The sequence below is a fragment of the Streptococcus suis genome, from assembly GCF_016775005.1.
Lineage (GTDB): Bacteria > Bacillota > Bacilli > Lactobacillales > Streptococcaceae > Streptococcus > Streptococcus suivaginalis.
Window position 1 is genome coordinate 186040 of the sequence record NZ_JAEUXI010000001.1, and the last position, 20932, is coordinate 206971.

Sequence of the window (20932 nt, forward strand, 5' to 3'; positions counted from 1 at the left end):
GTCAAAGAGCTTCTTTCTTTACTTTGATTGATAATTCGCTTCCAGTTGCTTGCGCAGGATCTCTTTTTCTTCAACAGAAGCAAAGGAGGCCTCAATAGCATTGCGATTAAACTGATAAAAATCGTCCTTACTGGTCTGAAAATACTCTTGAAAAAGACTGTATTCTCTTGTCAAGGTTGTATTGGATACCGTACGATTATCTGTATTAATTGTAAGCGCAGCTCCTGCCTGATAAAGAGCTGGATAGGGAAACTCCGCCAGGCTAGCAACAGCCCTGGTTTGGAGGTTACTCGTCAGACACATCTCAATGGTTGTACCTGCCGCAAGAACCTGGTTAATAACCTCTGGACTTTTTCCAAGTGCTGTTCCGTGACCGATGCGTTTAATGCCCAATTGCACAGCATAAGCGACATTGGCAGAACAACCACATTCGCCAGCATGAAAGGTCATAGGCAAGCCTAAAGCCTGGCAGTCTTTTATGGCCTTCTCCATCTGCTGGGTCGGGAAATCCACCTCATTTCCGGCAAAATCAAATCCAGCTAATCCAGAATCAGCAAGGGAAACCACCTCTTCAAAGACAGCTTGGTTCAACTCCTCTGGGGATTGTTTCAAACCACAGACCAAGGCTTTGGCGAGTATGCCAAACTCCTCTCGAGCAGCATGTAGACCTGCTAGCACAGCTTGAACAACTTGAGCAGCTGACAGGCCTTGATCCATGGATAATTCCGGTGCAAAACGAACTTCCAGATAGATAACACCATCTTGCGCAGCTTGGCGGGCAACATCATAGGCTGCAAGCGACAAGGCTTCTCTCGTTTGAAGCAAGGGCCTCACGAATGAAAAGACTTTAAGATAGTCATTCAAACTCTCCACGTTCTCAGGTGCTTGTAAGCATCCTTGCAATTCCTGATCGGACTGAGGCAAGTCAATCTTGGCAAGTCCTGCCAATTGACGAACCACCTCAAGCGACAAGGACCCGTCAAGATGACAATGGAGTTCAACTTTAGCCAGTTGATTCAATTCTTCTAAGTGCACTGGGAACCTCCTAAAACGATATTGTTCCTATCTTAGCACAATTCATTTATATTTCAAGAAAAATTTGAAAAAAGAACACAAAAAAAGAACAATGCCGAACATTGTCCTTTCTATCATACGGAAGACATGGGATTCGAACCCACGCACGCTGTTACACGCCTACCGCGTTTCCAACACGGCCTCTTGAGCCTCTTGAGTAATCTTCCATATATGGAGCTGGTGGGAGTCGAACCCACGTCCAAACACCTGCTAACTTATTCGTCTACAACCATAGGTTATGTCTTGCTTTAACTTGGACTCGATACATAACTCAAACCTAGACCAAGCGAGTCAGTAAATCTCTTTTGGAACTGCCTGACTCAATTCCAACGTAGCTTGTTGTTTTAAGACCAATCAGCAAACACAAGCAATTCGCGACTGGTCACGCAGGCAGGTTATTAAGCTGCTAATGCGTAAGTGTTTGTATTTTTTGCAGTTATATTTAACTGGCATTTTTACATCTGCCGATGAGTTGCAGAACAAGCCTCATAATGCCTGTCGAATCCGTAACAACCCCGAGGTTGAATACGGGAATTATTATAGCAAAGTATCAAACAAAATGCAAGACTTTTTTAGAGATTATTAGTATTTGGAAAATAAAAGAAAAATGGTAAAATAGTATTATGTATAAATTTTGGCAGAAAACCATTCAGGTACTCAGCATTTTAACCCTGATTGCATCCTTCTTTTTTGTAATTTGGCTTTACCGTATCGGAATTCTAAATGATCAGAATGTCCTGACAGACATGATTAAAAGTCACGGTACTTTTGGCAGTCTATCCTTTCTTGGCATTCAAATTCTTCAAGTTGTATTTCCGATTATTCCTGGGGGGGTTACTACGGTTGTCGGCTTTTTGGTCTTCAATTTTTGGTGGGGCTTTTTCCTGAACTATGTCGGTATCTCAATCGGCAGCATCCTCCTCTTCGCCTTAGCAAGAAGATATGGAAAAAAATTCTGCCTGCTCTTTATGAATGAAGAAACCTTTGAAAAGTATGAAAGTAAGATCGACAACAAACGAGGCTATGAACTCTTCTTTATCTTCTGCATGTTGTCACCGATTTCTCCAGCAGATATTGTCGTTATGATCACTGGTCTAACTTCCATGTCTTATCGGAAATTCATTCTCATCACCCTCTTGTGCCGTCCTGTCTCAATCATTGCATATAGCTACTTTTGGATTTACGGCAGCCAGTGGCTACAAAATCTTCTTGGATAAACAAAAAAGGAACGCTCAGGTTCCTTTTTTTATTGCTTAGTGAGTTGAATACTATAAACATAAGGGTCATGAGAATATCCAATGGACGAACTTCCAAATTCATCAAAATAGAGGGCACTAATCTGTGAATCCGACCGAGCTACATCCTGTAAGACCTGGTCAAAAAGAGATTTGTCAGCAAACTGCAAGCTGATCGATCCTTGTCCTGCGGCAAGCGATTGGCGCAAGCGCTCTACAACTTTGCCCATATCCTGACCCTCCATATAAGTTCCATCCAAAGAATGTTGGTTCAAGGAATTGTCATCATAAGTTGGATAGGTCAAATCGGGATCGTTTTTAGAAGAGATTTCCATCTGATAAGCTTCCAACAAGCGAGAAACTGGACGGTGACTTCTTTCCAAAATCGTAGCCGGAATACACAGATAATCATAGTTAATCGCCGGTAGGTTCTCATCCTGACCATTTGACATGTAGGCTGGATCTCCCCAAGTGGTATCCACTCCATAGTATTTTCCATCAATTTTAACCAAATTCCAAGCGTGATAGGTATTGGCAAACTCAAATTCTGGTCCCAATTCCAAAAATCCTGTGACATAGATGGATTCAATGCCTGCTAATTGACATAAAAATTGAAAAGTTCGGCTGTAACCACCACAGACTGACAGCCCATTAAGCAAGACGGAGTCTATGGCTTGGTTTTGGAAAGAAAGAGCATCATCTGCCAAAGCTGCATGATTATACTCCGTATGGAGAATTACATAATCATAGATAGCCTTAACCTTGTCAAAATCGTTGGTTTGCGGTAGCTGACTGACAATATTTTTTCCCATTTCCAACATGGTAAAATAGTCTTCAATTTGCTGGTCTGTCAGATTTGGAGTATTGTTTTCCATGGCATAGGCACCTGCTCCAAACCAATAAAATTCAGGGAAATCATTGGACAAGGAATGATGGACACGGTAGGTCGAAAGATCCGACATTCTCGGCATTTCATAATAGTCCTTAGTAGTGACAGCTGCTCGAGAATTAAGGTAAAGCGTCATGTAAGCTTCCTCTTCCTTCTCATTATTCAAGGAAGAGAAATAAAACTTATCTGCCAATTCTTCCCTAAGAGCTGGAAACTGCTTCTCCAACTCAGCCTGTTTGGCTTGCTTTTCTGCTTTTTCCTTGGCCAAGCTTTCTTGCAGTTTCGTTGCCATTTCCATATTTTGAAAGGCTTCTGATCCTGTTACACCTAAATAAAGGCCAACTCCAACTGCTAACAAAACCAATACCGAAACAATACGACGTAAACTTTTCATGTCTCACCTTTCCACACAATCTCTTTCTATTGTACCATTATTTTGTGATTTTGTGATACATGTGCGGTCGACGGTCTCTAAAAAGTCCCCAATCCAAACGCTCACGCGCTCCCTTGTCCAAATTATAAGTAGCAAGCAGGACAGCTTCCTCCTCACGCCCTGCTTTCTCAATCAATTCACCTGTCTCATCCGTCAAGAAAGAGGAGCCATAGAAACGCAAGCTAGACGATTGACCGCCATTTTCTTCAGAAGGCTGCACTTCTTCCAAACCGATACGGTTGGCCGCAATGACTGGCATGATGTTGGCCGCCGCATGGCCCTGCATTGTCCGCTGCCAATGACCTTGGCTATCCGTATCCAAAATCGGCTCCGAACCAATAGCTGTTGGATAAAAGAGCAATTCTGCTCCATTCAGTGCCAAACAGCGAGCTGTTTCTGGAAACCATTGGTCCCAGCAGATGCCAATGCCAATCTTAGCGTAACGTGTTTCCCAGACCTTGAAACCAGTATTTCCAGGCGTGAAGTAAAACTTCTCCTGATAATAATGGTCGTCAGGGATATGGGTCTTACGGTAAACTCCCAAAACACTACCATCCGCATCAATGACCGCAATGGAATTGTAGAGGCTATTTCCATCTTTTTCATAGAAGGAAATAGGCAAGACAACTTGCAATTCCTTGGCAATAGGAATAAAGTGCTGAACAGCATCATTCTCATCTACAGACTTGGCATAGTTATAATAATCATACTGGCGTTCTTGACAAAAATAAGGACGCTCAAAGAGTTCAGGCAGGAGAATAATCTGCGCTCCCTGACCAGCAGCCTGTCTGACCAAACGCTCTGCGGTCGCCAGATTTTCCCGAAGGTTCTGACTACACTGCATCTGAACAGCTGCTACAGTAACATTTCTCATATTATTTATCCTTTTCATAAATTCTTTATGGGAGATAGAATGTACCTGAGATAAGGAAAGGCGGTACAGGCTATACTAGAGTATGCCAAACCGACTTGACGCTATATCAGGGACATTTAGCCCCATAAAGTGGAATTTGCTGGGTGATACAGTGTATATTCCCACCTCCTAGCAGGATGTCGCGGGCTGGTATGCCGACGACTTTTCTGGTTGGAAAAAGCTGCGCTAAGAGATGCAGTGCCTGCGCATCATGCTCATCATCAAACTGGGGCACTAAAACCGCACCGTTGCTGACGTAAAAATTCACATAGGAAGCCGCCAAGCGTTCTCCAACAGTCCTTTCTTCCTCCCCCGCTTCATAGACATAGCCTGGCAAATCCTCTTCTGTTATTAGAATAGGATGTTTGGGAATAGGCAGTTTGTGAATGGTCAACTTTCTACCTTTGGCATCTACTTGCTCTTCCAAGTAGTCCCAATCTGCCTTGGACATGGCATATTGGGAATCCAACTCATCATCAGTCCAAGCTAAAACTATCTCAGCTGGACCAACAAAGGCCGCAACATTGTCCACGTGCTCATTAGTTTCATCATTGAAAATTCCGTATGGAAGCCAGAGAACCTTTTCAGCACCTAGACTATCTAGAAGCACTTGCTCAATCTGGTCCTTGGTCAGATGAGGATTGCGGCCTGGGCTCAGTAAACAGGATTCTGTCACCAAGATGGTTCCCTCACCGTCGCTATGGATGGCTCCTCCTTCTAGGACAAAGGGATGGACATCGTGTACTGGCAGACCGATGGCCTGACTGAAGCGACTAGCCACCTGATCATCTGCCTCATAATCCTGATAAAGACCATCATAGCTTCCGCCCCAAGCGTTAAAGGCCCAATCAACAGACAAGGCTCTGCCATTTTCATGAACCAAAACCGTCGGACCTGTGTCACGTGCCCAAGCGTCGTTTGTGGGGATGTCCAGATAGGTTACACCATCACCCAGCATGGTTTGGGCCTCCTCACAGTGTGCCTCATCGACCAAGAGATAGACTTGCTCGCTTTCAGCAATGGTTTTAATGACCTGGCTAAAGGCTTTTTTTGCCCCCTGACCATCAAAGGGCCAGGATCCTGGGCGGGTCGGCCACACCATTAGGGTACCGTGATGGGGCTCATACTCAGCAGGCATACGGTATCCCGCTGCTTTTGGACTTTCTATCATGACAACCTCCCTTTGAAATCTTCATAGCCAAAGCTTTTGATAATTCGACAGTCGCCTGTCTGATCCATCAAGACCAGACTTGGTAGACCGATACCATTAAAGGTATTGTTTTTTACAAAGGAATAGATAGCCATATCTTCAAAGTAGAGCTTGTCACCAATCTCCACAGGCTTTTCAAAGGAATAATCGCCGATGATGTCGCCCGTCAGACAGGTATTGGAAGATAGTCTGTAAGTAAATTCCTTCTCTCCAGCCTCAAAGCCATTTCGCAACGGTGGACGATAGGGCATTTCCAAGACATCTGGCATATGGCAAGTAGCCGAAGCATCCAAAACCAGCGTCTCAATGCCATTTTCAACAATATCCAGAACCTCTGTCACCAGATAGCCCGCGTTGAGGGCGATGGCCTCACCAGGCTCAATGTAGACTTCTAATCCATAGGTTTCCTGCATGTGCTGGATAGAGGAAATCAGCAAATCTAGATCATAATCTTCTCTGGTCACATGGTGGCCTCCGCCCATATTGAGCCATTTAATGCGGTGGAGGTAAGGGCCGAACTTGGCCTCGACAGCATCCAAGGTCGTTTTCAAATCATCCGAATTTTGCTCACAGAGGGTGTGAAAATGCAGACCATCCACCAAGTCCAGCAGGTCTTCTGAAAACTGGTCAATGCGAACACCAAAACGAGAACCCGCTGCGCAGGGGTCATAGAGGGCATGGTCCCCTTGGGTCGAACATTCTGGATTGATCCGCAGACCCACACTAACTCCAGCTGCTCTGCATTTGTCCACATGCTTGCGGAGTTGTCGCTCTGAATTGAAAACGATATGGTCTGCAATTTCCAAGATTTGATCCAAATCCGCATCCTTAAAGGCAGGGGCGAAAACATGGACTTCGCTCCCAAACTCTTCACGACCGAGCTTAGCTTCATAGAGTCCTGATGCAGTTGTGCCAGCCAGATACTGCCTGATTAGCGGATAAGTGGCATACATGGAGAAGGCTTTTTGGGCCAAGAGCACCTTGCAGCCTGTTTGGTCTTGGACAGACTTGAGAATTTCTAGATTGTTTACCAGCTTTGCTTCGTCAATGACATAAGCTGGTGTTGGGACTTGTTCTATCTTCATCTAGTCCACCAAAACAGGATTTTCTACTACTTGCCAAGGCAATCCATATTGGTTGAGCAAGTCCATAAATGGATCTGGATCCAATTCTTCCAAGTTGTAAACGCCTGGTTTTTTCCAAGTTCCGTCCATGACAAGCTTGGTTCCAATCATAGCTGGCACGCCAGTTGTGTAGGAAATAGCCTGGGAACCGACCTCTTTGTAGCACTCTTGATGGTCACATACGTTGTAAATGTAGATGGTCTTCTCCACACCGTCTTTGACACCTGTGAAAATACAGCCGATATTGGTTTTCCCAACAGTACGTGGACCAAGGCTGGCAGGGTCTGGCAAGAGAGCTTTGAGGAATTGGATTGGTACCACTTCTTGTCCGTTAAAGTTGATTGGATCAGTCCGCAAGAGTCCAACATTTTCCAAGCATTTCATGTGAGTCAAGTAGGATTGACCAAAGGTCATAAAGAAGCGAATACGTTTGACACCTGGAATGTTTTTAGCGAGTGATTCGATTTCTTCATGGTGGAGGAGGTACATATCTTTCTGACCAATTTCTGGGAAGTCATATTCTCGCTTGATAGACATGGCTTCAACTTCCACCCATTTGCCATTTTCCCAGTAGGAACCTGGGGCAGAAACCTCACGCAGGTTGATTTCAGGGTTAAAGTTGGTCGCAAATGGATAGCCGTGGTCTCCACCGTTACAGTCTAGGATGTCGATATAGTGGATTTCATCAAAATAGTGTTTCAATGCGTAGGCTGAGAAAACGCTGGTCACGCCTGGATCAAATCCGGATCCCAAAAGGGCTGTCAGCCCTGCTTTTTCAAAACGCTCTTTATAAGCCCACTGCCATGAGTAGTCAAAGTAAGCCGTAAAGCCCTCTTCAGCACAGCGTTTTTCGTAGATGGCCCGCCATTCAGGGTCCTCGGTATCCTCACACTCGTAGTTGGCCGTGTCAATATAGTCCACGCTAGTCGCCAAGCAGGCATCCATGATGGTCAAGTCTTGGTAAGGCAGGGCAACGTTCAAGACAGCTTTTGGCTGGTAGCTTTCAATCAAGGCAATCACTTCTTCTACCTTGTCCGCATCCACTTGGGTAGTTTCAATTTTTACGGAAGTTTTTCCTTCTAAGGCAGCCTTCAAATCATCACATTTGGACTTGGTACGGCTGGCAATCATGACTTCCTTGAAGGTATCTTCTGCCTGGCAAACCTTGCTGATGGCAACTTGGGCAACTCCGCCACAACCAATAACTAACAAACGACTCATTATTTTTTCTCCTCTTCTTCTAAAATATCTTCCACATATCGAGGCAAGAGAAATGCTCCGATGTGGAGGTTAGCGGTATAGTATTCTGTGAAAAGCTGGCGCGCCTTCCATTTTTCCTTGTCGAAATCTTCAATAGGATGGTATTTTTTAGAGGCAAAGCCAAATAACCAATAACCCGCTGCAGATGTCGGAATATGGGCCTGATAAACACGGCTGATAGGGAAGGATTGGGTAGCCTTCCGATGCATGGAACGAAAGGCGGACTCATCTTCGTCATAAAATGGCGAACCATGTTGATAGACCATAATGCCATCTTCCTTCAAAGCCCTGTATGCATTACCGTAAAATTCCTTGGTAAAGAGCCCTTCCGTATGTCCAAATGGATCAGTCGCATCATTGATGATGATGTCATACTCATTTTCACAGTTGCGCAAGAAACGCAGGCCATCTTGTAAATAAACCTCGACTCGCTCATCTTCCAAGCCAGAGGCATAGTCTGGGAAATACTGACGACAAACTTCCACAAGGAGTTCATCTGGCTCTACAACGTCAATACGTTCGATTTCAGGATACATACTGAGAACTTGGGCAACACCACCATCTCCTCCACCTAAAATCAAGATTTTCTTGGGATTGGGATGAACTGCCATGGGCACATGAACGGCCATTTCGTTGTAAACAAAATCATCTGCATCTGAAAAGAGAACCCGACCATTAAGGGTCAAAATCTTTCCAAATGCTGGGGAATCCAAGACTGCAATATCTTGATATTCACTCTTGCCAGCATAGAGCTGCTGGCTGGTGCGAATGGATAACTTGACATCCGGCGTTTGGACTTCTGAAAACCACATTTCCATGACTAGACCTCCTTAATGACATTGATGAAGTTGACATCTGGATCTTCTGTCCCTTGGACGGAGCAACCGCGCTCCTTGGCGAAAATGATGTAGTCAACAATTTCCTGGGTCACTCGTTCACCTGGAGCCAAAAGCGGAATGCCAGGTGGGTAGCACATAACAAATTCCCCACAGACCTGACCAACTGCTTCTTGCAGGGAACGGCTTTCACGCTCTGCATAAAAGGCCTCCTGCGGTGACAAGACCAGCTGCGGCTGGATGTACTCACCTGAAATCAGGTCCGAACCATCTCGTGAGTAGAGTCGCTTGATGTCTGCCAGAGCTCCCACCAGCCGCTCGATGTCCTGCAAGCGGTCACCGATTGAAATATAGGCCAGGATATTGCCAATATCGCCAAATTCAATCTGGATATCGTACTCATCCCGCAGCAAATCATAGACTTCAATCCCTGTCAGACCAATGCCCTGCGTATAGATAGATAGCTTGGTTACATCAAAATCATGCACCGTTTTGCCATCAATCAATTCTTTAGAATAGGCATAGTAGCCACCGATGGTATTGATTTCACGACGAGCATACTCAGACATTTCAATGACTTTTTCAAAAGACTCTTTCCCACGAAGGGCTAGATTTCTCCGTGAAATATCCAAACTAGCCAGCAAGAGATAGGAAGCGGATGTCGACTGGGTCAGGTTGATAATCTGACGGACATACTCCACATTCATATCTGGACCGACCAATAAAAGTGAGCTCTGGGTCAGACTACCACCTGACTTATGCATGGAAACAGCTGCCATATCAGCCCCCACATCCATAGCCGCCTCTGGCAATTTGTCCGAAAAATGCAAGTGCGCACCATGTGCCTCATCTACCAAGACCTTCATGCCCGCTGCGTGAGCTTTTTCAGTCAAGCTACGCAGGTCCGAGCAGATGCCATAATAGGTCGGATTGTTGATCAAGACAGCCACCGCATCAGGATGCTCTGCAATAGCCCGTTCAAAGGCTTCGTTTTCCAAGGCAAGAGCAATGCCAATCCGTGGCTCCACGCTCATATCCACATAGACAGGGATGGCGCCACAAAGGACAAGGGCATTGAGGGCTGACTTGTGGACATTTCGTGGAAGGATAATCTTATCGCCCGCCTTACAGGTCGCCAAAATCATGGTCTGGACTGAGGAGGTAGTTCCTCCAACCATAAGAAAGGCATGGCTAGCACCAAAGGCTTCTGCTGCCAATTCCTCTGCCTCTCGAATAATGGAGACAGGATGCCCTAGATTATCCAAGGACTTCATGGAATTGACATCAATCCCCACGCATTTTTCTCCTAACAGTTCGACCAACTCTGGATTGCCCCGGCCCCGCTTATGTCCAGGCACATCAAAGGGAACAATCCTTTTTCGGCGTAACTGTACCAATCCCTGATAAATAGGGGCTTGGTGTTGATTTTTCATATTGAAAAACTCCTTTGCTTGATGGACTCCCACCCTTTTTTAAACAAGTAAAAAGAGCAGGGTTCATCCTGCTCTACAATCCAAATTGACGTTTTTTATTCTTCTCTTGAGTTTATGTGCCTACCGTTTCCTACTCTCCAGTGCAAATATATACGTACTTTATTGACCGTTTCACAAGATGACGTGTGCTTTCACCACACTGACAAAACTAGAAATTAGGAAATCCTTCCTAACATCAACTTATAAAATGTAGGCTTTTAACCCTATCAATAATGTGGCTTACGCCACGCTTCGGCATTCGACCCGCCTGTCCGTAGGCTTTGGTTATGATCAATAGCAGAGCTACTCATCCCATATAGGTCTGATATTTGCTAGAATAGGTATAATAACTTTTCCTAGGCATGTTAAGTTTACCATCATTCCAACTATTTAGCAAGAACTTTTTGATGATTTTAACAAAAAGTCATCAAAATTCCGTACAAAAACAGAAAAAACAGTCTCATCATTCGAGACTGTTTGTTTATTTGATTCCAAGGGCAATACGAGCATAGCGACTCATTTTTTGAATGGTCCAGGCTGGTGACCAGACCAAACGCACATCTACTTCTGTCACTTCTGGTACAGACTTCAACACATCATGAATCTGATCTGTAATCAAGTCAGCCAAAGGACAGCCCATGGTTGTAAGGGTCATATCAATTTCTGTCCGTCCATCTTGGAAACGGATATCATAAATCAGACCAAGATTGATAATATCAATCCCCAATTCTGGGTCAATCACTTCTTCCAAAGCGTGGAAAATTCGCTCCTGAATTTCCTTTACTTCTTCTTCAGAATAGGCCATTTTCAATTCCTCTCTGGATCATATAATTTTTTTCAAACGGGGTCCACTGCGTGCACTTTCTCAGCTCCGATTAAAACACCACTTGCTCAGCCTGCTTTCATTTTTCTGGGCAGGCGTTAGAAAGGTACGCAGTACCTTCGCTCGTTTCTAATTTTCAGCGAGCGGTTGATTTTGTCTCCCAGACAGCCTGCTCTCTTATTTTCAAGCAGGCTTCAACAGTCCGGGGGGGCTGTTGAAGGTTGGAGATGACACAAACGACGTTTGTGTCAAAAAGTCCACTTGGCGCTCCCTTTCTCATTTCAAGGGGAGCGGTTAAAAAGGTTCCCCGAACCTTGTCCGCTTTCGTGTTTCTAGGCGAACGTTGAGAAAGCCTATCCGTAGGCTTATTCCTCGCTTTCCTATTTCTAGGCTCGGGTTAAAACACCACTGGATTAGCCTGCTCTCTTATTTTCAAGCAGGCTTCAACAGTCTGGGGGACTGTTGAAGGTGGGAAATAGGACTGACGGAAGTCAGTACCCTTTTAGTCCACCGGACCTCGCTCGTCTCCAGTTTTCAGCGAGCGGTTGATTTTGTCTCCCAGACAGCCTGCTCTCTTATTTTCAAGCAGGCGTTAAAAACGTCCACTGGACGTTTTTAATCCTCTATAAAATCTCTGAGTGGTTTGCTGCGGGATGGGTGGCGGAGTTTGCGGAGGGCTTTGGCTTCGATTTGGCGGATGCGTTCGCGGGTTACATTGAAGACCTTACCGACATCTTCGAGTGTCCGCATTTTTCCGTCGTCCAAGCCGAAGCGGAGGCGGAGGACATTTTCTTCGCGGTCTGTCAAGGTATCCAATACCTCGTCGAGTTGCTCGCGGAGAACGACACGAGTAGTGTAGTCAACTGGATTTTCAATCACTTCGTCTTCAATGAAATCTCCTAGATGACTGTCATCTTCTTCACCAATTGGTGTTTCCAGAGAAACAGGCTCCTGAGCAATCTTGAGGATTTCACGAACCTTGTCTGGTGTCATGTCCATACGCTCTGCGATTTGTTCAGGTGTTGGGTCTTGCCCCAATTCTTGCAAGAGATTACGTTGTTCACGGACCAATTTGTTAATCGTTTCCACCATGTGAACAGGAATCCGAATGGTACGAGCCTGGTCCGCAATAGCACGAGTAATGGCCTGACGAATCCACCAGGTTGCATAGGTTGAAAACTTGAAGCCTTTGGAGTAGTCGAACTTGTCAACAGCCTTCATCAAGCCCATGTTTCCTTCTTGAATCAAATCAAGGAACTGCATACCACGGCCAACATAGCGTTTAGCAATAGATACAACCAGGCGCAAGTTGGCTTCTGCCAAACGTTGCTTGGCTTCTGGATCGCCCGCTTCGACCGCCAGAGCCAACTCCTGCTCTTCTTCGTTGGTTAAGAGTGGCACAACCCCAATTTCTTTCAAATACATGCGGACAGGGTCATTGACCTTGGCAGAGTTGCTACCTAGCAATTCTTCATCCGATAGTTCCGGTTCCTCTTCTACCTGCATAACACGAGCAGAAGGATTTCCTTCCTTATCAACAATGGAAATTCCCGCATCTTGAATCCGTTGCAACAAATCATCAATACCGTCAGCATCCAAGGTAAAAGGAATAATCAACTGGTCATTAATGACATCATCAACCGCTGTCCCTTGTTTTTTGTGATTGCGGATAAATTCTGCAACTTGGACATCAAAGGTGGTCACTTCTGTTTTCTTTTCTTTTTTACTTGCCATGTTTACTCCATTTTTCTTTTTTGTGCGATGAGTTGTGCTAACTCATCAAGGGCAGCAGCATCATTTCCCACATGGGTTTGTTCACGAATGGTCCTAGACTTGACTTGATTTTCACGTCGCATCCACTCCCTTTGCCTTCTAGCTTCTAATTCCTCAAGTTCATCCTGTCCAACATCCGCTGGCAACCGTTCTTCCATGACGCGGTACCAGGCACGCTGAACAGATTCCTCCATCTGGGCCAGCTCGTAACTGGAAACTTCTCCCTCAGCCTTGAGAACTTGATATAAGGTTTCCAATTCAGGGGTATAGAAATGAAAATCTTCCCTCAAACGGTAATCATTCAAAATGTAGGCATGCTCTTGCATCCGATACAACAAATGATTTTCAGTCCGAATCAATGGGCTAATCTTTAGTTGCTGTGGTATTTCTCGAACAAGGGGAGGAGCCATTTCCTGCCTCGAAACATCTCGACTCCTTTCCTGCCTTTGATGAAGGCGAACCGCATTGACAGCCAATTCCACCTGACTGTAATCAAAGTCAGACAGCAAATCGGCCACCTTATAGATATAAGTGTTCTGAGCCGTAATCGACTTGGTATTTGCGATAATTGGAGCGATTCGGTCCACAAAATCAATCTGCATCTGCAGATTATCTGGATTCTCTGGCCTCAAGTGATGAATCAAAAACTCCACCTGACTCATACGAGATTTGTTCAGGATATCCTGCAGGGCCTGAGGTGAATTTTTTGAAAGAAACTCATCTGGGTCCATTCCATCAGGGAACCGTACAACCTCAACTTGAAACTGGCCCAATTCTTCCAAGGCCTTGGCAGTTGCAGCCTGACCAGCCTTATCGCCATCATAGGCTACCACAACCTTTTGACAAAACTTAGCCAAATGCTGGACTTGTTCTTTGGTCAAAGCTGTTCCCATAGAAGCTACTGCATTTTCTACACCTGCCCGATGGGCCGCAATAACATCCATATAGCCTTCCATCAGATAGACTTCTCGCTGCTTCTTAATCGAAGCTTTGGCCTGATCCAGATGATACAGTTCGTAACTTTTATTAAAGATCTCCGTTGACCGAGAATTCTTGTACTTGGCAATCTGTTTGTTTAGGCGGTCGGATTCTGTCCAAATCCTCCCCGAAAAAGCAACAATTTGCCCCTCTTCATCTGTCAAGGGAAAAATAATCCGCCCCTGAAAAGCATCATAGACCATATTGGTATCTGCAGTATTAAAGAGTCCAGATTGCAAAAGGTCGTTTTCCGAAAACTTTTTGGAAAGAGACTGGAAAAGAATATTGGGATCCGATGGCGACAAGCCAATCTGAAACTGCTTCAAATCCTGATCTGTCAATCCGCGTTCGTGAAGGTAATTCTTGGCATCTTCTCCCATCTTGGTGGTCATCAACAAGGCATGGTAGAATTTGCCTGCCTCGGCATGAATATCCAGCAAAACTTGATGCGGATGATGGGATTTTGGACCTTGCTGAACCGGCACAATATCCACTTGAAAACCGGCCTGCTGTCCCAACTCTCGAACTGCATCTAGGAAGCTAAGCCCTCGCTGCTCCTCTAAAAACGTGAAGACATCGCCAGATTTTCCACAGCCAAAACAATGATAAAACTGCTTGTCCTCTAATACGTTAAACGATGGTGTTTTTTCACCATGAAAAGGACAAAGCCCTAAATAATTACGCCCTGCCTTGGTAAGGGCAACGGATTCTCCAATCACATCGACAATATTCACTGCCTGTTTGATTTCATTGATGAGTTCTTTTGTAATCACGTTGGCTCCTCCTTCCAATGCAGGGTCTAAGCACAGTTTAACAGATTATATTATATCACACTCCTTGTCGTCATGTAAATTTTTGAAACAAAATTTTCAAACATATCTCTTGTAATTTTTTTGTAACATGTATATAATGGACAATGTAAAAAATTATGAAAGGACATATTTAGGATATGTTGAAAGATTTAAAAGCGTTTTTGTTCCAAGGTAATGTAATTGACCTTGCTGTTGCAGTAATTTTTGGTGCGGCTTTCAAAGCCATCATCGATTCATTTGTTGCTGACTTGATCACTCCATTGTTGCTTACACCAGCTTTGAAAGCTGCTGGCGCAGACAAAATTGCTGATTTGAGCTGGAATGGTGTTACTTACGGTAACTTCTTGAGCGCTGTTATCAACTTCTTGATCATCGGTACTGTTCTTTTCTTCATCGTTAAAGCTGCAGAAAAAGCAATGCCTAAGAAAGAAGCTGCTCCTGCAGGTCCTACTCAAGAAGAATTGCTTGCAGAAATCCGCGACTTGTTGAAAAAATAATCAATAAGACAGTAAAACAGGCTCTGTGCCTGTTTTTCTTTTACACTATGACAAAAAGAAGATGTGAGCTAACACTCACATCTTTTCTTATCCTTCATATCCATTTGGATTTTTAGACTGCCAGTTCCAGGTGTCGCGGCACATGTCTTCAATAGTTTTTTCGGTTTTCCAATTGAGTTCAGCTAACGCCTTGTCTGCGTTGGCATAGCAAGTTGCCACATCGCCAGGACGACGGTCAACAATCTTATACGGTACAGGCACACCATTAACTTTTTCAAAGGCTTGGACCAATTCCAGTACACTAGTTCCTTGACCAGATCCGAGGTTATAGGTATGCACACCTGAGGTTGTCGAAATTTTTTCCAAGGCCTTGATGTGGCCAAGTGCCAAGTCAATGACGTGAATGTAATCACGAACACCCGTTCCATCTACTGTGTCATAATCCGAACCAAAGACACTGAGTTCTGGACGCTTACCTACGGCTACCTGTGCCACAAATGGCATGAGGTTGTTTGGAATGCCTGCTGGATCTTCACCGATTAAGCCTGATTCATGGGCACCGATTGGGTTGAAATAACGGAGAAGGGCAACACTCCATTCCTTATCTGCTACTTCCACATCACGCAAGATTTGTTCCAACATGACTTTTGTATAGCCATAAGGATTGGTTGCACTAGTTGGCATGGTTTCCACCAAAGGAGATGGGTTGTTAAGACCGTAAACCGTTGCACTGGATGAGAAGACAATCTTTTTGACACCAAACTCTGCCATGACTTCTACTAAAGCTAGCGTGGACATGATGTTGTTTTCGTAGTACATGACCGGTTTGGCTACGGACTCACCAACAGCCTTATAGCCTGCAAAGTGAATTGCAGCCTCAATGTTTTCTTTTTCAAAAACCTCATGCAAAGCTTCCTTATCTGCCACGTCTAACTCATAGAAAGTTGGGCGTTTGCCTGTGATGGTTTCAATGCGATCCAAAACCAAGATGCTAGAATTGGATAGATTATCTACGATAACAACATCTTTCCCTAATTTCAACAATTCCACAACGGTATGGCTACCAATATAGCCTGCTCCGCCTGTTACTAAAATACTCATAGAAAACTCCTTTTCTGCCTTTCCGAACGTTATATAATATATTATATAGGAGCTTTGTTCAAAAGTAAACAAAAAAACAACCCTAGGGCTGTTTTCTGATTCAATTAGAATTTTTTACGCTTGCGAGCTGCTTCTGATTTACGTTTACGTTTTACAGATGGTTTTTCGTAGAATTCGCGTTTGCGTGTTTCTTGAAGAGTACCAGCTTTAGTAACCGCACGTTTGAAACGACGAAGAGCATCATCAAGTGATTCGTTCTTGCGTACTACTGTTTTTGACATTATTTTCACTCCCCTCAATTTCAAAGTCTTAATCATTTTACTGTAAAACAAATCGATTGTCAAGACTTTTATTGGCATTTCCTATCGAATGTCACATTTTTTTATGATAAAAAACCAAATACCGCAAAAAACTTCATAGAGGATGAAAAATAGGATGAAGCAATGAAGGAAAAATTCCTGGGGAAGTATATAAATGACCGGATCTTTCAAGGGGTCAAAGAGCCAAGTCGAATCACCTGGAAAAAGCAGATGATGGAAGAGAACAAAAAAGCTATCAAAACCAATCAGCAAGCCCACTAGTGCAATAAGTAAAGGAGCTAGTGCCATCCACATAAAAACAGTTCGATAGAGCTTGCCATATCCTTTTCGCACCACTTCTTTCCAAAAATAGAAAACTGCAGGCAAACTAACCAAGAAAATAACCTGTGCCAGATGAAAGAGACCTTTCACATCCGCAAAATGTTTCAGACCATCAGCTGAGGATGAAAAATTTGGCATGTCTAAAACACTTGCAAATGGATTGGTCAGATAGTTCATCAGGATATTGAAATTATAAGAAATATCTGCCGCCTTCATGTAGACAATCTTCTCCAAACCTAAGAAGGAAATTTCCAATGGATAAATTAACCAAGCAAGATAAATGGTTGCTAAAATGGCTGCCGACAAGGTAAAAAATACTGTTCCAACAAGCTGTAACTTAGTTCTCATCAAAACTCCATTCATCTAAACTATCAAGGACATGGGTTGGAGCCAGAGGTAAGTCTGCTACTTCTTCTGGCTTGGTAAATCCAGTCAGGACTAAAAGAGTTGGAAATCCATTGTCAATCCCTGCGCGAATATCCGTCAGGTAATTATCTCCCACCATAACCGTTTGGCTACGTTCTGTGCCTAAAATCTCCAGGGCTTTGTCCATGATAATGGCTTCAGGCTTACCGATGAAGGTCGGCTCTACTCGGGTTGCAGCTTTCAAAAGCGCAATAAGTGAGCCTGCTCCTGGCAAATGACCTCTTTCCGTCGGGATGTTCAAATCAGGGTTGGTACCGATAAAGGTCGCTCCCTTTTGAATAGCCAAGGTGGCAATGGTCAGTTTTTCATAGGTCAACTGAGTATCCAAACCGACAACAACATAGGCTGGATTTTCCGTATCTTCCACATAGCCTGCCTCAAAAATGGCAGACTTGAGCCCGTCTTCTCCAATGACATAGACTGTCTTTTCCTTGCCTAAATCATTCATATAATCTACTGTCGCCAGACTGGCTGTATAAATTGTTTCAAGCGGTGTCTCAATGTTAAAGTTTTCAGCCAACATAGCCTGCACCATCTCAGGACGGCGGGTGGTGTTGTTGGTCACGAATAAATAGGGAATCTGACGTTCTTGCAAGCGATGAATAAAACGTTCACCAGCAGGAATCCGCTTTTTCCCTTCATAAATCGTACCATCCAAATCAATCAAATAGCCTTGATAGGTCATACTTTCTCCTTAATCAAATCGTGTTTCCCAATGCTCAGATCGACTAGCTTCCAAGCAAAGTGCTAGTTGCTCAGCTGTATTTTTCCCAAGTGAGAGCGGTGGTAAGCCATCTAGACTGAAGAAGCCACTGGCAACTGTTTCCGAATTGGGCTGAAACTCCCCGCCAAGGAGACGACATAGAATGAAGACCTTGGTAACGCGGTGGGCTGACTTGGCAGGATTGTTCTTGTGCTTGTCCAAAATTGCCACCACACGCTGAGCCTCCACATCCAGCCCCGCTTCTTCCTTGACCTCCTTGACAACATTGTCCTTGACCGACTGGTCCACATCGCACCAACCACCTGGCAAGGACCAGAGCCCATCATTTTCCTGTACTAGCAGGATTTTATCCTCTTGGAAAATAGCTGCGCGGGTATCCAGCTTGGGTGTCTGATAGCCAGTTTCATTGCAAAACAAGTCTGTCACCACTTCCAAGGGCTGTCCAGATGGCTCTACCAACATTTCCGCCGCAATCTGTCTGATTTCCTCAAATCGTTCCATGTCATAAACATCTTTTCCATAGGCCAAGCCTGTCTGAGCCAAGGCTTGTAAACGTACGGCCCATTCCAACCACTTATCCTGCGACATGACTTTCCCTCCATTCTATGACAGCTTGCGCATGGATATGCCCATCTACCACAATCTCATGCTGACTAACACCAGCTTCTGCCACCATGCGTGAACTCACCAGGCTAGTCGCCTCTACTTCCTTAAGATACTTGAGTTGGATTTTTTTAGGGACATGGCAGAGCAGAAAATCATAGCCCAGTGCTTCATACATCCATTCCAGGTACTTGCCATTATTGACATGCCCATTCATATCCAAGTCAAAATAGCGAACAGGAAATTCTTGAACTGATGGATTTTCCAAGAGCTGATACTTGGGAGCCCGAGGCAATTTCTTGACCTGCTCAGACTGATAAGGAGCAATCAAATCTTCTGGCACAGGCGCCACCTTGCGAGTCTCAAAATCAATCAGGACAAAATAACAAAGAATGTCCAACAAAAGATTGCCCGCTTCATCGTAGATATAGAACATCCGATGACAGAAAAACTTGTTGTAGGCCACCGCTTCTGTTTTAATGACAATGGTTTCATTGTACTTGGGTAGGCGTTGAATAGTTAGTTCATAATCAGTCACCACCCAAATCAAGCCAAATTCCTGAAAAACATAGAGGTCACTGCGACCCAGTTCTTCCGACTGCCGACCTGACACACCAAGACAGTAGGAAATAAAGTCAGGCAGTTTGATTTCTTGTTTGACATCCACCATATCAAAGGGAATGGTGAACTCTTCTTGGTAGCTTAGTCCCATAATTCTAATCTTTCTAGTCTTAAAGTATAGTCTTTCAGTTTGCTTTTAGTACTAGGCAACGAGCTGCAGACAGTACTGGAGTACGGCAAAGCGAGTTAACGAAGTAATAAAACAAACTGAATGACTATATGAAACGCTCGGCAACTGTATCACCCAGGAAGAGACCCTTTTTGGTCATCCGAAGCCAACGGTCTTCTTCTTGCAAGAGACCTTCATTTTTCAAGTCTCTGACCACCTGACCGTAGCGGTCTTCAAAGGAGATACCAAACTTTTCCTCGAATCGCTTGATGGACACGCCAGTTTTTTTCCGTAAACCTAAAAACATCTCTTCTTCCATCTGCTCGGTCTGGCTGAGGAATTCTTCGTGTAAGCGGGAATGGCCTTTTTCGCGGATGGATTTGAGGTAGTGCTGAATGGGGCCGCGGTTGCGGTAGCGCATGCCGTCGATGTAGCCAGATGCTCCAGCTCCTAGACCATAGTACTCCGAGTTGTCCCAGTACATGAGGTTGTGGCGACTTTCAAAACCAGGCTTGGTGAAATTGGAAATTTCGTAGTGCTCGAAGCCGTTTTTCTCCAGCTCTTGAAGAATGTAGTCGAACATATCGGACTCCACATCTTCGTTGGGCAGATGCAGGTTGCCGCGGCGTTGGCGGTTCATGAAGACCGTGTGGTTCTCCAAAATCAAGCTATAGAGGCTCATGTGGGGAATGTCCAGCTCCAAGGCCTTGGCGACATTGTCCACCACCTGCTCCATGGTCTGACCAGGCAGGGCATAAATCAGGTCAATGGAAATGTTGTGGAAACCCGCTTCCTTGAGGGCTGCAATGGTTTCATAAATCTGGGCCCGGTTATGGCTGCGACCGATTTTTTTCAGCATACGGTCATCAAAGGTCTGAACGCCAAGCGACACTCGATTGCACTTGGATTTTTTCAGAACCGCAATCTTATCCGCCGTCAAGTCACCTGGATTGGCCTCAATGGTGAATTCTTCCAGCTGTGACAAGTCCAGCAAGTCCTCCAGATTGGTCAAAAGGTAGTCCAGCTGGTCTGCCGAGAGAGCCGATGGTGTTCCGCCTCCGATATAAAGCGTGCGGAGGGCTGGCAGGTCGTAAAACTTGACCTCTTCCATGAGGGCTGCCAAATACTCGTCAACAGGCTGGTTCTTAATAAAGACCTTAGAAAAATCACAGTAGTAACAAATCTGGGTGCAAAATGGAATGTGGATATAGGCTGATGTCGGTCGTTTTTTCATACCAACTATTATAGCACACTGTCACTAAAAATATTTTTTACAGCCTTTACCCCCCCTCAAATAATGATATAATAAAAAAAGGAGGTCCTCTATGAAAAAAGAAATTTTCTACGATTGTATCAACTTGATTCTATCATTTCTACT

20 protein-coding genes, 1 tRNA gene and 1 other RNA gene are annotated in these 20932 nt (G+C 44.6%); 2 read left to right on the forward strand and 20 right to left on the reverse strand.

The window, feature by feature from the left end; translation table 11 throughout:
* Positions 1-18 precede the first annotated feature (18 nt).
* The 3 genes from add to ssrA all read right to left on the reverse strand — a co-directional run bounded on the left by add (position 19) and on the right by ssrA (position 1591).
* Positions 19-1035 (reverse strand): adenosine deaminase, encoded by a 1017-nt coding sequence (gene add / locus JNG37_RS00800; RefSeq protein WP_158454566.1) that lies wholly within the window; start codon positions 1033-1035, stop codon positions 19-21.
* A gap of 118 nt (positions 1036-1153) precedes the next feature.
* A tRNA-Ser gene (locus tag JNG37_RS00805) sits at positions 1154-1241 on the reverse strand.
* Positions 1242-1243: 2 nt separating this feature from the next.
* Positions 1244-1591, reverse strand: a transfer-messenger RNA (tmRNA) gene (ssrA, locus tag JNG37_RS00810).
* Positions 1592-1697: 106 nt separating this feature from the next.
* Here ssrA and JNG37_RS00815 point away from each other — a divergent pair.
* On the forward strand, positions 1698-2291 hold the full coding sequence (locus tag JNG37_RS00815; protein WP_158454563.1) for a TVP38/TMEM64 family protein: 594 nt from the start codon (positions 1698-1700) through the stop codon (positions 2289-2291).
* Between the two features lie 29 nt (positions 2292-2320).
* Here JNG37_RS00815 and JNG37_RS00820 read toward each other — a convergent pair whose 3' ends face one another.
* The 10 genes from JNG37_RS00820 to dnaG all read right to left on the reverse strand — a co-directional run bounded on the left by JNG37_RS00820 (position 2321) and on the right by dnaG (position 14793).
* The gene (locus tag JNG37_RS00820; protein WP_158454559.1) at positions 2321-3592 is read right to left on the reverse strand and encodes a transglutaminase domain-containing protein; all 1272 of its coding nucleotides are present in this window, start codon (positions 3590-3592) and stop codon (positions 2321-2323) included.
* 37 nt (positions 3593-3629) lie between these two features.
* Positions 3630-4505 (reverse strand): N-carbamoylputrescine amidase, encoded by an 876-nt coding sequence (gene aguB / locus JNG37_RS00825; RefSeq protein WP_158454556.1) that lies wholly within the window; start codon positions 4503-4505, stop codon positions 3630-3632.
* A 106-nt stretch (positions 4506-4611) separates the two neighbouring features.
* Entirely contained in the window at positions 4612-5715 is a 1104-nt protein-coding gene (gene aguA, locus JNG37_RS00830; protein WP_158454553.1) for an agmatine deiminase, read from the reverse strand.
* On the reverse strand, positions 5712-6839 hold the full coding sequence (gene nspC, locus JNG37_RS00835; RefSeq protein ID WP_158454549.1) for a carboxynorspermidine decarboxylase: 1128 nt from the start codon (positions 6837-6839) through the stop codon (positions 5712-5714). The genes aguA and nspC overlap by 4 nt, the downstream gene beginning before the upstream one ends.
* Positions 6840-8099, reverse strand: a complete 1260-nt coding sequence (locus tag JNG37_RS00840) for a saccharopine dehydrogenase family protein (RefSeq protein WP_158454546.1) — start codon at positions 8097-8099, stop codon at positions 6840-6842.
* Positions 8099-8956: a polyamine aminopropyltransferase gene (speE, locus tag JNG37_RS00845; RefSeq protein ID WP_044687998.1), complete on the reverse strand. Its 858-nt coding sequence runs from the start codon at positions 8954-8956 to the stop codon at positions 8099-8101. The genes JNG37_RS00840 and speE overlap by 1 nt, the downstream gene beginning before the upstream one ends.
* Before the next feature lie 2 nt (positions 8957-8958).
* Positions 8959-10407, reverse strand: a complete 1449-nt coding sequence (locus JNG37_RS00850; protein WP_158454543.1) for an aminotransferase class I/II-fold pyridoxal phosphate-dependent enzyme — start codon at positions 10405-10407, stop codon at positions 8959-8961.
* Between the two features lie 520 nt (positions 10408-10927).
* Entirely contained in the window at positions 10928-11251 is a 324-nt protein-coding gene (locus tag JNG37_RS00855) for a metal-sulfur cluster assembly factor (RefSeq protein ID WP_158454540.1), read from the reverse strand.
* A 633-nt stretch (positions 11252-11884) separates the two neighbouring features.
* Positions 11885-13003, reverse strand: a complete 1119-nt coding sequence (gene rpoD, locus JNG37_RS00860; protein WP_158454537.1) for an RNA polymerase sigma factor RpoD — start codon at positions 13001-13003, stop codon at positions 11885-11887.
* 2 nt (positions 13004-13005) lie between these two features.
* A complete protein-coding gene (gene dnaG / locus JNG37_RS00865) occupies positions 13006-14793 on the reverse strand; it encodes a DNA primase (protein WP_158454534.1) in 1788 nt (595 codons plus the stop codon).
* Positions 14794-14969: 176 nt separating this feature from the next.
* On the opposite strand from dnaG, the gene mscL reads away from it, so the two are divergent.
* Positions 14970-15329 (forward strand): large conductance mechanosensitive channel protein MscL, encoded by a 360-nt coding sequence (mscL, locus tag JNG37_RS00870; protein ID WP_105108426.1) that lies wholly within the window; start codon positions 14970-14972, stop codon positions 15327-15329.
* Between the two features lie 87 nt (positions 15330-15416).
* Here mscL and galE read toward each other — a convergent pair whose 3' ends face one another.
* The 7 genes from galE to hemW all read right to left on the reverse strand — a co-directional run bounded on the left by galE (position 15417) and on the right by hemW (position 20788).
* Positions 15417-16430, reverse strand: coding sequence for a UDP-glucose 4-epimerase GalE (gene galE / locus JNG37_RS00875; RefSeq protein ID WP_158454531.1), 1014 nt, complete (start codon positions 16428-16430; stop codon positions 15417-15419).
* Positions 16431-16534: 104 nt separating this feature from the next.
* A complete protein-coding gene (rpsU, locus tag JNG37_RS00880) occupies positions 16535-16711 on the reverse strand; it encodes a 30S ribosomal protein S21 (protein WP_000048054.1) in 177 nt (58 codons plus the stop codon).
* A gap of 81 nt (positions 16712-16792) precedes the next feature.
* A complete protein-coding gene (locus JNG37_RS00885) occupies positions 16793-17419 on the reverse strand; it encodes a TIGR01906 family membrane protein (protein WP_158454529.1) in 627 nt (208 codons plus the stop codon).
* Positions 17409-18182, reverse strand: a complete 774-nt coding sequence (locus JNG37_RS00890) for a TIGR01457 family HAD-type hydrolase (protein WP_158454527.1) — start codon at positions 18180-18182, stop codon at positions 17409-17411. The genes JNG37_RS00885 and JNG37_RS00890 overlap by 11 nt, the downstream gene beginning before the upstream one ends.
* A gap of 9 nt (positions 18183-18191) precedes the next feature.
* Positions 18192-18809 (reverse strand): NUDIX hydrolase N-terminal domain-containing protein, encoded by a 618-nt coding sequence (locus JNG37_RS00895; protein WP_158454525.1) that lies wholly within the window; start codon positions 18807-18809, stop codon positions 18192-18194.
* A complete protein-coding gene (locus JNG37_RS00900) occupies positions 18796-19536 on the reverse strand; it encodes an acyl-ACP thioesterase domain-containing protein (protein WP_158454523.1) in 741 nt (246 codons plus the stop codon). The genes JNG37_RS00895 and JNG37_RS00900 overlap by 14 nt, the downstream gene beginning before the upstream one ends.
* A 124-nt stretch (positions 19537-19660) precedes the next feature.
* Positions 19661-20788, reverse strand: coding sequence for a radical SAM family heme chaperone HemW (hemW, locus tag JNG37_RS00905; RefSeq protein ID WP_158454521.1), 1128 nt, complete (start codon positions 20786-20788; stop codon positions 19661-19663).
* Positions 20789-20932 lie beyond the last annotated feature (144 nt).